The organism is Psychrobacter sp. 1Y1 (assembly GCF_051847395.2).
GTDB lineage: Bacteria > Pseudomonadota > Gammaproteobacteria > Pseudomonadales > Moraxellaceae > Psychrobacter.
Genome location: NZ_JBPYDF020000001.1, coordinates 2,488,363 through 2,501,392 on the forward strand (window position 1 = coordinate 2,488,363; position 13,030 = coordinate 2,501,392).

General features: G+C 42.5%; 12 protein-coding genes. 9 read left to right on the top strand and 3 right to left on the bottom strand.

What is annotated here, in order from left to right; all coding sequences use genetic code 11:
- Positions 1-43 precede the first annotated feature (43 nt).
- Positions 44-1,246, bottom strand: coding sequence for an FAD-dependent oxidoreductase (locus ACS8FA_RS24335; RefSeq protein ID WP_439264773.1), 1,203 nt, complete (start codon positions 1,244-1,246; stop codon positions 44-46).
- Between the two features lie 375 nt (positions 1,247-1,621).
- Here ACS8FA_RS24335 and ACS8FA_RS24340 point away from each other — a divergent pair, with 375 nt between their 5' ends.
- The 6 genes from ACS8FA_RS24340 to ACS8FA_RS24365 all read left to right on the top strand — a co-directional run bounded on the left by ACS8FA_RS24340 (position 1,622) and on the right by ACS8FA_RS24365 (position 7,273).
- On the top strand, positions 1,622-2,578 hold the full coding sequence (locus tag ACS8FA_RS24340) for an alpha/beta fold hydrolase (RefSeq protein WP_439264771.1): 957 nt from the start codon (positions 1,622-1,624) through the stop codon (positions 2,576-2,578).
- A gap of 224 nt (positions 2,579-2,802) precedes the next feature.
- Positions 2,803-3,624, top strand: a complete 822-nt coding sequence (gene dapD / locus ACS8FA_RS24345; RefSeq protein ID WP_057760881.1) for a 2,3,4,5-tetrahydropyridine-2,6-dicarboxylate N-succinyltransferase — start codon at positions 2,803-2,805, stop codon at positions 3,622-3,624.
- Positions 3,625-3,849: 225 nt separating this feature from the next.
- Entirely contained in the window at positions 3,850-4,581 is a 732-nt protein-coding gene (gene queE, locus ACS8FA_RS24350) for a 7-carboxy-7-deazaguanine synthase QueE (RefSeq protein ID WP_439264769.1), read from the top strand.
- A gap of 61 nt (positions 4,582-4,642) precedes the next feature.
- On the top strand, positions 4,643-5,800 hold the full coding sequence (locus tag ACS8FA_RS24355; RefSeq protein WP_439264767.1) for a multidrug resistance efflux transporter family protein: 1,158 nt from the start codon (positions 4,643-4,645) through the stop codon (positions 5,798-5,800).
- A gap of 100 nt (positions 5,801-5,900) precedes the next feature.
- Positions 5,901-6,536: a trimeric intracellular cation channel family protein gene (locus tag ACS8FA_RS24360; RefSeq protein ID WP_439264765.1), complete on the top strand. Its 636-nt coding sequence runs from the start codon at positions 5,901-5,903 to the stop codon at positions 6,534-6,536.
- A gap of 71 nt (positions 6,537-6,607) precedes the next feature.
- Positions 6,608-7,273, top strand: coding sequence for a trimeric intracellular cation channel family protein (locus tag ACS8FA_RS24365; RefSeq protein WP_057760888.1), 666 nt, complete (start codon positions 6,608-6,610; stop codon positions 7,271-7,273).
- A gap of 82 nt (positions 7,274-7,355) precedes the next feature.
- Here the strand turns inward: ACS8FA_RS24365 and recJ are convergent, their stop codons facing one another.
- On the bottom strand, positions 7,356-9,230 hold the full coding sequence (recJ, locus tag ACS8FA_RS24370; protein ID WP_439264763.1) for a single-stranded-DNA-specific exonuclease RecJ: 1,875 nt from the start codon (positions 9,228-9,230) through the stop codon (positions 7,356-7,358).
- A gap of 317 nt (positions 9,231-9,547) precedes the next feature.
- On the opposite strand from recJ, the gene ACS8FA_RS24375 reads away from it, so the two are divergent.
- The 3 genes from ACS8FA_RS24375 to ACS8FA_RS24385 all read left to right on the top strand — a co-directional run bounded on the left by ACS8FA_RS24375 (position 9,548) and on the right by ACS8FA_RS24385 (position 12,375).
- Complete coding sequence (locus tag ACS8FA_RS24375; RefSeq protein ID WP_057760892.1) at positions 9,548-10,063, top strand: hypothetical protein; 516 nt, start codon at positions 9,548-9,550, stop codon at positions 10,061-10,063.
- A gap of 184 nt (positions 10,064-10,247) precedes the next feature.
- Positions 10,248-10,637, top strand: a complete 390-nt coding sequence (locus tag ACS8FA_RS24380; protein WP_201569851.1) for a hypothetical protein — start codon at positions 10,248-10,250, stop codon at positions 10,635-10,637.
- Positions 10,638-10,809: 172 nt separating this feature from the next.
- On the top strand, positions 10,810-12,375 hold the full coding sequence (locus ACS8FA_RS24385; RefSeq protein ID WP_439264760.1) for an alkaline phosphatase D family protein: 1,566 nt from the start codon (positions 10,810-10,812) through the stop codon (positions 12,373-12,375).
- A 62-nt stretch (positions 12,376-12,437) separates the two neighbouring features.
- Here ACS8FA_RS24385 and ACS8FA_RS24390 read toward each other — a convergent pair whose 3' ends face one another.
- Positions 12,438-12,815 carry a hypothetical protein gene (locus tag ACS8FA_RS24390; protein WP_057760896.1) on the bottom strand — a complete coding sequence of 126 codons (378 nt, stop codon included), beginning with the start codon at positions 12,813-12,815 and terminating at the stop codon, positions 12,438-12,440.
- Positions 12,816-13,030: the final 215 nt, after the last annotated feature.

The window sequence follows — 13,030 nt, forward strand, 5'->3', positions numbered from 1 at the left end:
CATATGGATTTTATGGTTTATTCCAAATGAGCATTAACCTTCGTTAGTTCTTATCAGCTTCGATGAATTGCTTATCGATATACTTCTTGAGACGCCATACCCAGCGACCTTGTAGGTTTACATTACCCCAACTACCAATGGCGTATTTATCACCGCAAGACAGCAGATATAGCGTGCGCGACTTTGGCTGATAGCTCTTCATTACGTTGTTACCCAGATAGGCCAATAAGTTATCAGCTTCGACAGCACCACCATGCACCGAGTGAACCCCCGAGTGCGCCACGTATTTATCGATTCGTGTCGCCACATCACCAACCGCAAACACATTAGGATGAGAGACGCTCTGTTGCTTATCGTTTACCGCGACAAACCCATCACCTTCTATATCCAAATCCGTAGAAGCTGTCCATGCCGACCCTATGACGCCAGTCGCAGCGATGACAGCATTTATGGGCAATGATTTATGGGTGGTCGATAATTTACCATCACGATAATCGGTCGCTCGTTCTCGAATTATCGTAATGTCATGACGATGTAACTGCTTAATGACCCGCTGTCGAAAGCCTGAGTTAAACCCTGACAATAGGTTCTCACCGCATACTAATGTCACTTGATGATTACGATTGATATTCCGTAGCGCGACTTGAGCTGCCATCACCAATTCTATTGCCGCAGCACCTGCCCCAATAATAGCCAATTGATACTTTTCAGACTGCTGAGCGGCCTTTAGAATCTGCTGCCATTGAATGATAAATGTTGATAACGGTCGTATGGCAATCACGTCAGTATTAGCATAGGTATTAACAGCGCCAACATTTCTATCATCACTATCGCTTTTATGCTCGTTGCAGCCATTGTGGCCACATAGCCAACGCATGTCTGTATCTGCCCCCGTATTTAAAGACAACACATCGTAATCAAAATTCGTTTGTTCATCACCAGTCGTAACCACCTTGTTTGACGCTGCGTTTACTTGTACAAGCGACTGCTGGATAAAGTGCACGCCTGCTCGCACACAAAGCGATTTGACATCGATACTGATATTATGCAATTGATAATGCCCTGCCATCCAACCCGGTAACATGCCAGAATAGATGGTTTGCGGTTGCTCACTAATTAAGTGAATGTTCGCCTCTATAGTATCAGCGTCTTTTAAACGCGCTGCGCTAAGTTGGCGCAACATGCCAATATGAGCATGACCTGCGCCTGCCAATAGTAGTGTCTTTTTCGGTAAAAATTTTGTCATAGATGATTTTATCAAAGCGGTTGGCGGTTAGTTGCTGTTAATATTTGATGGAATGTTGATTGATATAAATGACTTTAAAAACTCATTTAAAAGTATCATATAAATAAGACCAGTCTGTTGCGGGCGAACAGTAAGAGCGTAAATGGCTCATGTAGCTTATACAGACTCAGCGATAGTCACTGCATCAACCGTTATTGTTAGAGCGATATTTTGTATAACTGAATTAAAATCATAAAATAAGGTGAAATTATTTATCATCGCCCAGTACAATAGGACAGTATAAGAGCCGCATGATAAATTGCGTTGCTTGACCCATTATTTGAGAAACATCGTCAAAACCGTTAATGAAAATTATAAGTAATCAAGGAACATTACATGAGTACCAGTATCGATACCAGTAACGATCACATTTTGTCTTCTGACAATATTCACTACTTGCACCATGACTTTTTTGAACCAAGTAGCAAAGACGTCGAGATTAGCGCAACTTTACTGATTGTGCATGGCATGGCAGAGCACAGCGGTCGCTATAGCGATTTTGCACAGTTTTTGGCAGACAATGGTATCGCTGTGGCGACTTACGATCATTTGGGTCATGGACAGACGATCAAGACTGAGGCCGATCTTGGGTTTTTCGGTGAAGAGCATCCGGTACAGTCACTTTTGAAAGACGTGATAGTCATGGCCGATAGCCTAAAAGACCGTCATCCAGACGTCCCGCATTTTGTGATGGGTCACTCGATGGGGTCGTTTATCGTGCGCAATGTACTCAAGCATCATGCGCATAATTTCACAGGTGCTATCCTAATGGGTTCCGCAGACGCCAACCCACTGGCCAAGGTTTTACTACCTATTAACAAGCTACTGGCCAGAGTCGCCCCAAGACAACCGAATACAGTTTTTGCCAAGGTAATGAATAAAGTCCTGAACAGCCAACTATCTGATCGCAATTCGTCCTCACAGTTTGCGTGGCTCAGTGAAAATACTGCAAACATTGAAGCCTATGAAGCCGATCCTAAGACTGGTTTTGACTTTACCAATAATGGTTTTATGACATTGTTTACGCTTATGGATACTGGGCTGAATAAAAACTGGGCTACCACTATTGCCAAAAACTTCCCGATGCTGTTTATTAGCGGTGAAGATGATCCGATTGGTGAAATGGGTCGCGGTATACGTAGGGTTGTCACGCGTTTGGACAAGCGTCATTTCAGTCATGTTGATATTCAGCTGTATCCTAATATGCGCCATGAAGTGCTACACGAAAAAGATAAACAGACCGTTTATCAAGATATTTTAGAGTGGATAGAGACCAACACGACAGACGATTAAATCATGATGAATGAGTTGTTTTGAGAAGATATCTGAAAACAACTCCTTCAATATTGTCACAATAAGACCCTCAACGCGTTTGCTAAAAGTGGTCAAATTAGCGACAATACGGCAAGCAAGTTTTTGGACCAAGCCATACCTTGAATTTTCTTTAGGCTGGGTCATATAAGTCTTTAACCATAACATTAAGATCACCCTCCCTTTCATTCATTTTAGGAACCTTTATGTCATTACAACAAACCATCGAACAAGCCTTTGAAAACCGTAACGAATACAGCCCAGCTAATATGCCACAAGACGTGCGCGATGCTATCAATCAAGTACTTGAGCAACTAGATAACGGTAGCCTGCGCGTAGCAGAAAAGAAAGATGGCGAATGGGTTGTCAATCAGTGGGCCAAAAAAGCCGTACTATTGTCTTTCCGTCTAAACGACAACTACGTCCAAGCCGCTGGCGAACACGTACAGTTCTATGACAAAGTACCGACTAAATTTGCTAACTGGACCGAAGCACAGTTTAAAGAAGCAGGCGTACGCGTTGTACCACCAGCTGTCGCGCGTAGAGGTTCATTCATCGCAGCAGGTGCAGTATTGATGCCGTCATACGTCAACATCGGTGCCTATGTCGATCAAGGCGCGATGGTTGATACATGGGCGACTGTTGGTTCATGTGCTCAAATCGGTAAAAACGTGCATCTGTCAGGCGGCGTTGGTATCGGTGGCGTATTAGAGCCTTTGCAAGCCAACCCTACTATCATCGAAGACAACTGCTTCATCGGTGCGCGCTCTGAAATCGTTGAAGGCGTTATCGTTGAAGAAGGCGCTGTCATCTCTATGGGTGTCTATATCGGTCAATCAACGCGCATCTATGATCGCGAGACTGGCGAGATTCATCGTGGCCGTGTACCAGCAGGTTCTGTTGTCGTACCAGGTAGCTTACCGTCAGAAGATGGCACGCACAGCTTGTACGCTGCCATCATCGTGAAAAAAGTTGACGCGCAAACTCGTGCAAAAACATCAGTAAACGAGCTATTACGCCTAGCCTAAATATTTGGCACGTACCATTATTTGGTACATAATATTGTTTTATATGAAGATGCTGGGGGATGACTCCAGCATCTTTTTTGCAGCTTAATATAACGCGTTACGTTATAATCCTCTTTTAGTTTGTCTCTATACAAACACAAAATCATTCGTACCATCCCCTGCCTTTTTATTACGATTGATAAGCGCTTCATCGCCTTATCGACCTTTAACTGTATTTGAAATATTATGAGTGAATCATCATTACGCACCGCCGCTATCCCTGTCACTGACCCTGAAGCAGGGTTGCGTCTGACTGAGATTTTTTATTCCTTACAAGGTGAGGCAATCACTTCAGGCTTGCCGACGATATTTGTACGTCTAACAGGCTGTCCGCTGCGCTGCGTCTATTGTGATACCGAATATGCTTTTACTGGCGGCGAACGTCAATCATTAGAAACCATCATAGAAACCATCAAAGGTTATCCGTGCAAGCGCATCTGTCTGACTGGTGGTGAACCATTAGCACAGCCAAATGCCATTGAATTGATGAAACGTTTGTTGAGCGATGGGTATGAGATATCCCTTGAGACCGCAGGCGCGCTCACGGTAGAAAATGTGCCAACAGCAGTCAGTAAGGTAATGGATCTCAAAACACCAAGCTCAGGTGAGGTCGATAAAAATCTATGGTCAAACCTCGACCATCTCACTCAGCACGATCAAATCAAGTTTGTCATTATGAATCGTACAGATTACGACTGGGCAAAAGCTAAATTGACCGAGTATAAGCTAAACGAACTGGTCGGCACGGTGTGGTTCTCTCCAATGTTTAACGTCGCAGATGATGTCGATGAACAACTCAGCCCTGAAGTACCTATATTGGCGCGCGAGCTGGCAGAATGGATGTTGGCTGATGCCTTGCCAGTTCGCTTTCAGCTGCAATTGCACAAAATCATTTGGGCAGATGCCAAAGGCAAGTAACTATCAGCAAGTAACAAACAGAAAGTGTGAACACGTTGAGTGCCATGGATAAGGTAGCGGTATGATCAAACTCATTTTATTGGGCTTGCTAGCAGGTGCGTTTTTTAGCTCGACATTTATCTTAAATGAGCTTATGAGTAGCGCAGGTGGACATTGGTTTTGGTCAGCGAGTCTACGCTATGTCTTTATGCTGTTAATTATTACCGTCATTATTGCGATACAACATGGCTTTGGTCGTGTTAAAGCGCTAATGAGAATTTTTCTTCAGCATTGGGGCTTTTGGTGCATTACTGGCAGTATTGGGTTTGGACTGTTTTATACTGGTATTTGCTATGCCGCAGATCATGTTGCGGGATGGGTAGTAGCAGCTACCTTTATGTTTACCGTCGTCACCAGTTTGCTTGTGCTATTGGCATTTGGTCAACGTTTTGACAAAAAATTCATCGTATATGCTGTCATTGTCTTTATCGGTGTGGCGCTCGTCAATATCAGTGAAGGTCTGCATGCTGCTTCTATAACCGACACCGTCCCCATGTCTGACATGCTGCTTTACGGTGCGCTACCTGCTCTTATCGCTGCTTTTAGCTACCCAATTGGCAACCAGCTGGTTTGGCAGGCTTCTCATAATGCCCGCCAGCGCAATACTGAATTACAGAAGGCAGCAGATTTAAACGTTCAACGAGCTAGCATCAGTGTTGGTATTGATATCAGTGAGCAGAGTGAACCGCTCATATCCGAAGCTTATGATTTGCCCGCTACGACATATGATGCCACCGATATTGATAGCGTACTTCAAAGTAACAACACTGCGGCAACCTCATCCCTACAAAATCTAATTGCTCGTATTCCTTCTATCGAAACCACGCTACTGCAAAATGCCTTTAACAAAGTGTGGCTAATGACTCTTGGGTGTTTGCCATTTTGGCTGTTTTTGGGCATTATAGTGCGCCCTGACCAGCCCCACGCCTCACAAATAATCAATACGTTGCTCGTTGCTCTATTAGCAGGCGTGGCAGCGACCACTATATTTTTGTATGCGCGCGAGCAAGCTGTTACTTCAAGCGAGGTTGCAGGCGTTGACTCAACCCAAGCCAGTGAAGTTATCTTTGCTTTGATTGGGGGTATATTATTGTTAGATAACGCCATACCTTCGGCGATGGGACTGGTCGGTATAGGGCTGATTATTGTAGGGCTGATATTCTTTGCAAAAGACGGTTAAATGGCACTACAACACTACGCCTATTTCGTTAAAGTCATGCATTGAATAATCGCCTAAAAAACACCTATCACTTTGATGATCTCGATTTGGCACTATAACCATGGGTAATGCTTTGATTTTTCCTGATATTCTATTATATTTATTGGACATGGTTGGCATTGTTGCCTGCGCGATTGCAGGGACTTTACTTGCGCAGCATAAAGGCTTTGATATTGCTGGTTGTATCTTGGTAGCGATGGTCAATGCCATCGGCGGTGGTACATTACGTGATATGGCTCTCGACCGTCATCCTCTATTTTGGATGACTGATCTTAATTACGTGATCGTTATCACGGTGACCTCCCTTATTTTACAAATATTCTTTCACCTTTATCATAAGATTGATAATGCGTTAAAGCTCTTTGATGCCATTGGTTTGGCCGCTTTTAGTGTCATTGGTTTTAAGGTAGCCTTGACCCTAGACATGTCTCCCCTTATTGCTATTATGATGGGCGTCTGGACCGCCATTATTGGTGGTTTGCTACGTGATATCATTTGTAATGAGATTCCGCTGGTACTACAGCGTGAGATTTATATTACTGCCAGTATCGCAGGGTCTGTGACTTATTTATGCTTACAGTATTTCGAAGTCGGTGCCAGTCTCAACGAATTTATTATGCTGTTTGTGATCTTTGCAGTACGTATGCTCGCGCTCAGATTCGACTGGCATCTGCCTTCTATTCGGCTCGTAAACTGATTAATTGAGCAAGACTCTGCTGAGATAGCCTTTGTTTGACTGACAATAATTGAAAATAGTGAGAACTGCCCATGTTGGCTATCGTATTGGACCCTACCGTACTGATCACTACTTTTGACCCGCGCTCTTTGATATATTTCTTCGATATGATTGGCATCATCGCCTGTAGCGTCTCAGGAACGATACTTGCTAAGCACAAAAACTTCGATGTCTTCGGCTGTCTGCTCGTATCTATTGTCACTGCTATCGGCGGCGGCACGGTACGTGATGTCATTCTCGATCGCCATCCGTTATTTTGGATGGTAGATATGAGCTATCTGACCCTTATTACGATTTCATCCTTAGCGATGCAGATATTTTTTCATCCAAACTCCAGACGAGTGGATAAATTCCTCAAACTATCTGACACCATTGGTCTATCAGCATTTACGCTGATCGGTATCAAAGTCGCTGATAGTATGGGTGCCAATGTACCTGTAGCGCTATTGTTAGGTGTGATTACCATCGTAGTTGGTGGCATCATTCGCGATATGATTTGCAATGAGATTCCATTGGTACTGCAGCAAGAGATTTATATTACGGCAGCGTTGACGGGTGGGGTTCTGTACTTTGCTCTAAAGAATTTAGGCGTGACAGATTGGGTAGCTGACATCTCTACGATGAGTACGATTTTTACTTTGCGTATGCTGGCCATTCGTTACGATTGGCAGTTCCCTACACTAGAGTGGAAATACTGATACTAGAGCGTGTCTTCATTTCAAAAATACCAACGCGCCCATATTTGAGCGCGTTTAGTATTATCGGTTTGACATTGTCGCTTTACCCTTGCTCTACCACAGCCAAATCCTTGACCATCAGCTGTAAGCTTTGTTTGCCATTCCATTCATTGATGTCTAGCTGAAATAACAAATGGACTTGCTTAGCACGGTAATCCCACGCCTCATTATCGAAGTTAAAGCAAATTGCCTCTATCGGATATTGAACGTCTGGATAACGCAGCGATAACTTAAGATGTTTGTCTTTTAAAATCTTAAAGCTCAATACCTCAAACACACCGTCAAATATCGGTGGCGCAAACCCATGACCCCAGATACTGGCATCGGCTAAATGCTCAGCAAACCATAAGCTAAAGTCACTCGCTTGCAAAGGTCCATCGGTGAATTTTTGCTCTGCAAATACCTCATCATCCATCTGAGCCATCACTTCATTAAAAGCGGTGACAAATGCCTCAAAGTTACGGCGCTTGAGGGTCAGGCCTGCTGCCATCGCATGCCCGCCGAAATGACTGATTAAGTCTGGATAACGCTCAGCAACTTGTTCAATCGCATCACGGATATGTACGCCAGCGATAGAACGTGCAGAGCCTTTAATGGCACTATCTTCATCGGTTTGTTCAGTATCTGCTGGTGCAAATACGATACTGGGTAAATAATGGCTTTCTTTTAAGCGACCAGCGACAATGCCAATGACTCCTTGATGCCAGTCATCTTGATACAGGATAATACTACGCGCGCCTGCATTGCTGGCTTTAGCAGTAGAGACAGCTTGAGTAGCCACATTCTGAGTAACAAGCGCTTGAGTAATTGTGTCATCGTTACTAGTATTATCATTATCCTTGATATCGCCACTCACACTCTCGTCGCTATCATCTTTATTAGCCAATGCTTGTACGATACTATCGGCTTGCGTACGCATCTCGCCCTCTACACGACGACGCGTACGATTCAGCTGCTCAAGCTCTTGTGCCAAACGTTGTGCAGTACTCCAGTCTTCAGTCAATAAGCACTCGATACCAATTCGCATATTATCCATACGCCCAGCAGCATTGATACGTGGGCCTAATACAAAACCGAAATCCTGTGCATGAAGCTGCTTGGGATCACGGCCCGCTTGCTCAAGCAATGCCAATATCCCCATACAGCAGCGGCCTTGACGAATAGCTGATAATCCATGATGTACCAAGATACGGTTGTTTTTATCCAGTACCCCAACGTCTGCAATCGTCCCAAGTGCGACCAAATCTAAATATTGGCTCACCTGTACCGTAGACTTGCCAGCTTCGCGGCGTAGCTTTGCTAATCGTCCGAGCACATAAAACGCGACTCCAACTCCGACCAATGCCTTACTAGCAAAGTCACAACCTAGCTGATTGGGATTGACTACCGCTTCGGCAGGTGGCGTCTCTTTGGTCGTGAGATGGTGGTCAGTGATAATCACTGTGATGCCATCAGCTTGGGCACGCGCTACACCCTCATGACTTGAGATACCATTATCAACCGTCACTATCACGTCTGGCTGAAAAGTCTCAATACCTAACTCGACAATCTCTGGCGTCAGGCCATAACCGTACTTAAAACGATCTGGTACTAGGAAATCAACGACCGCACCCATCTTTGTGAGCGCGCGCATCATTAAGGCTGTACTGGTGGCACCATCACAGTCAAAGTCACCAACGATCAAGATACGCTGATGCTCATCAATGGCCATATCTAATAAGCGCACGGCTTCTGTGACACCGTGTAGGGCCTCAGCAGGCAATAGACCTGATAGGCTAGTCTCCAGCTCATCAGGCGCAGTGATACCTCGCCCTGCATACAGACGGGCAAGCGTGAATGATTGAGCGGCAAATGGTTGCAGCGCGGCGGGCAACTCGTCGATGCGAGTGCTAGTATAACGGGGGGTTAAATTTAGCATGAGGGTATTCTACTGGCTTTAGTAGAGGCTCACAATGACAATTTATACTACCTTTGTATATCATTAGGCATTGTGCAACCTGATGAATGATGCCCATATATTAGTGATAATTCAGACTGCCATTTTTATAGCTTATACAAACCACCTTCATTTAATCACTTACAAAAAAGGTGCACAGTGTGAGTAATTTCATTCATTTTGCTACAAAGCAATGATTGTAAGCCACGCATAAATCCATAAAATAGTAAGCAACTGAAGGATTTGTTATCTATTGAACTTTTTATCATTTATATTTTAATTATTTATAAGGACACTTTATGAAAACCACGCCACTTGCTGAAAAACTTCCAAATACTATCGACCCTAACCTAGACCTTGATAAAGTTAAAAAAGAATGTCAGGGAATGGTAAAAAGACGCGCTAGAGTTTCTGCTGGTGTAGCGGTTGTGCCAGTACCATTTTTTGATGTGGCAGTTGACGCGGGGATGTTGACGCAGTTGATTCCAGAAATTAGTGAGCGTTTCGGTCTCATTGAAGACCGTCAATCAGCCATTAACTTGGAATCTCGCGAAGTGCACTGGAGCGCAGTAAAAGATCGTACGGTAGATTTCGCTGGTCTAATGGCAACACGTGGCATTGTCAAAAAAACCATTCAAGGTTTCGGTGGTCGTATCGCTGCCAAACAAGTGACCAAGTTTATCCCACTTGGCGGTCAATTGGTTGCTGCAACGATGGGCTATACGATTTTTAAGAAAATTGCTAATGATCATATCAATGAATGCTATAAATTGGCAAAAGATATTCAGCAAAAAGAACATGGCAAAAATGTGTAAATAAGCCGAATAGCCTAGTCTATATCAAGCCAGTTAAGTGATTACTTAGCTGGCTTTTTTGTGGTTTATACAGATAGGTTATAGAGCTGCAAAATAAAATGCGCTTGTGGTTAATGATGTCATTGCTAGGTTTTACTGATAATATACAGCTTTATTTATGACAGACACCTTAAAGGAATAACTTATGAAAAAAATCTTGGCTTCAACGATTATGCTAGCGACTTTTGCCTTGGCGGGATGTACCACAACAGGTGCGACAAACAACGGTACAGGTACAGCAATCGGTACCGCAAATGAGATCGGTATGAATGTTTTCAGAGCTGCGATCGACAACCAATGCCGTAGCCAAATTGAAAAACAAAACGCGTGGCGTGTTGCAAGCGTCGCCATGACAGAAGCACAGCAAGAATCTGTTAAAACCAATGTTTGTGGCTGTGTCAGTGAGCAAGCACCACAGCAAGTGACGATTGTTGAGCTGGGCAATGCCGCGATTGACTCTCAGTACCGTACTCAGTTAGTCGCACAAGTCGTCGCCAAATCTCTACAGAGCTGCTATACAAGCTTTGTTCAATAAATCGAAGGTTAAGATGATATATCTTATATAACGCATAGGTTGAACTATTTCTGATAGTATAGCTAGGCCATATAATCAAGATATGAATACACCTGACTGACTTATTTATTTATTCGATTAAGGACCAATGATGAGAAGGCGCGAGTTTATAAAAATTAGTGGCCAATTAACCATGGCTGGTACACTATTAACCCAGCTCAAAGCTTCCAAATCAAGTTTTACTGATTCAAATCATCAAAGTACATCTATTTTTGTACATGGTGTCGCAAGCGGTGATCCTCTAGCAGATAGAGTTATATTGTGGACACGGGTTACTCATGAAAGCAATACTAATAACACCAGTATTTTCGTTGAATATATTGTTGCGACAGACCAAAATTTCGAAAATATTGTTGCCAAAGGAAAAGCATTAGCTACTTCAGAGTCAGATTTTACAATTAAAGTTGATCCGCACCTTCCTAAACCTAATAGGACATATTACTATAAATTTCAAGCATTAGGTTACATTTCCCCTGTTGGCCGTACACGTACATTGCCGCATTCAGAATTGTCATCAAGTCAGGTAGGACGTGTACGTTTAGCCGTAGTTTCTTGCTCTAATTACGGTTTCGGTTATTTCAACGGCTATGCTAATATTGCTAAACAAGCAGATATATCAGCGGTCTTACATTTAGGCGATTATATTTATGAGCACGCAGAAGGTGTCTATCGTGATCAATCATTAACAGAAGAGCGTCCTATATACCCTAAAAACGAAATTTTTAGTTTAAAAGATTATCGCCAACGTTATGCTTGTTACCGTACTGATACCGATCTTCAGGAATGTCATCGCCAACGCCCTTTTATAACCGTTTGGGACGATCACGAAATAGCAGACAATGTATGGAAAAACGGTGATAAAAATAGTAAATCTATTTCAAAAAATTACCTAGAACGTAAAATGGCTGCGGTTCAGGCTTATCATGAATGGATGCCTATTCGAGACGATAATACTAACTCACTTGATAGTCAGCTACGAATCTATAGAAATTTCGAATTTGGCAAATTATTTGATTTGAGTATGTTAGATACGCGTATATTTGGTCGTCAGAAACAAAACCTGACTCATACTAACAAGCCTAAACGACAATTACTTGGAATAGAGCAAGAAAATTGGTTATATCAAAAACTAATGAAAGGTAAGAGCCGTAGTGCTACTTGGCATATACTTGGTCAACAAGTAATTGTAGCACCATTTAAGAGAAAGTCGGGAAAGTTTTCAAGTGATTCATGGGATGGTTATTCTAGTGCACGAAACCGTTTACTGGACTTTATCGAAGATAACATTCTAGATAACATTATATTCTTGAGCGGTGATATCCATGCTTCACTTGCTTTCGATATTTGTAAAAATCCTTTCGATATTTCAAGTTATGATCCAGACAGTGGCAATGGATCGATAGCCGTAGAATTTGTTTGCCCATCTATGACCTCTTTTAGATCTAATGAACTTGCTGGACAAGATATAAATCCTCACCAAAAGTTCAATAATCATACTGAACATGGTTACATGTTATTAGACATTACTGAAAAGGCTTTCCAGTGTGAGTGGCATTATACAAACACTCTAAAGAAACGTAATGCTAGTATATATTTTGCCAAAGGATTAGTAACTCGAAATAAGGCAAATCATTTAGTTGAGGCAAGTCAATCCCGACCTATTAATAACGTCAAAGTACCGGCTACCTCAGATAGTTAGACGAAATATAAGAACCATAAGCTTAGATTAGTAAAGATTGAATTTTATTTCAATTAATTAGCCTAAAATTTATTTGTGTCAGATGGTTGAGACGTTATAGAAGCAGTAAAAGGCAACGATTGGCTACGACGAAAATACTTCGAGGTGCTATCAATAATTTTATCTACTTCCTTAATTAAATCATTAATCACGTCATCATAAATACCATGATATAGCTCTTTTTCAAATGCTGTAAATGGGTGCTTACGCGACGCCGAACCCACCTCAGTGACACCGTCTTTACTATAAAAAATATCTACGCGACCATCACTATTCAACACACAATTTAAAAGTCCACCTTCAATTTCCATCTCTACGCGTTCTGGCATAAAAATATAGTCATCTACATTGATAAGCTTTTTTTCTACTTCTCGTTTAAAAAATGATTTGATATCGAACATAGGTACATCCCTAACTTTATAATTATAAGATACGTGAGCATGCCGAGCGCTGTGACTGTTACCCAGTATTCATCTGCGTGATTAACGGGTCATGCTTTACTCAGTTATCCTATAAGATAGCGTTAGATTAGTTAAGGTGCGATATGTAAAACTGCGTTTGATGTTGGTAAAAATGTGCGATTGATTTTGAATGGGATATAGATCCAACGAAACAG

Excerpts from the sequence above, each read along its gene's own strand:
- ACS8FA_RS24365 (WP_057760888.1), top strand. The coding sequence starts at position 6,608 with ATGTTGGCTATCGTATTGGACCCTACCGTACTGATCACTACTTTTGAC.
- ACS8FA_RS24360 (WP_439264765.1), top strand. The coding sequence starts at position 5,901 with ATGGGTAATGCTTTGATTTTTCCTGATATTCTATTATATTTATTGGAC.
- recJ (WP_439264763.1), bottom strand. The coding sequence starts at position 9,230 with ATGCTAAATTTAACCCCCCGTTATACTAGCACTCGCATCGACGAGTTG.
- ACS8FA_RS24355 (WP_439264767.1), top strand. The coding sequence starts at position 4,643 with ATGATCAAACTCATTTTATTGGGCTTGCTAGCAGGTGCGTTTTTTAGC.
- ACS8FA_RS24385 (WP_439264760.1), top strand. The coding sequence starts at position 10,810 with ATGGCTGGTACACTATTAACCCAGCTCAAAGCTTCCAAATCAAGTTTT.
- dapD (WP_057760881.1), top strand. The coding sequence starts at position 2,803 with ATGTCATTACAACAAACCATCGAACAAGCCTTTGAAAACCGTAACGAA.
- ACS8FA_RS24335 (WP_439264773.1), bottom strand. The coding sequence starts at position 1,246 with ATGACAAAATTTTTACCGAAAAAGACACTACTATTGGCAGGCGCAGGT.
- ACS8FA_RS24380 (WP_201569851.1), top strand. The coding sequence starts at position 10,248 with ATGAAAAAAATCTTGGCTTCAACGATTATGCTAGCGACTTTTGCCTTG.
- ACS8FA_RS24390 (WP_057760896.1), bottom strand. The coding sequence starts at position 12,815 with ATGTTCGATATCAAATCATTTTTTAAACGAGAAGTAGAAAAAAAGCTT.
- ACS8FA_RS24375 (WP_057760892.1), top strand. The coding sequence starts at position 9,548 with ATGAAAACCACGCCACTTGCTGAAAAACTTCCAAATACTATCGACCCT.
- queE (WP_439264769.1), top strand. The coding sequence starts at position 3,850 with ATGAGTGAATCATCATTACGCACCGCCGCTATCCCTGTCACTGACCCT.
- ACS8FA_RS24340 (WP_439264771.1), top strand. The coding sequence starts at position 1,622 with ATGAGTACCAGTATCGATACCAGTAACGATCACATTTTGTCTTCTGAC.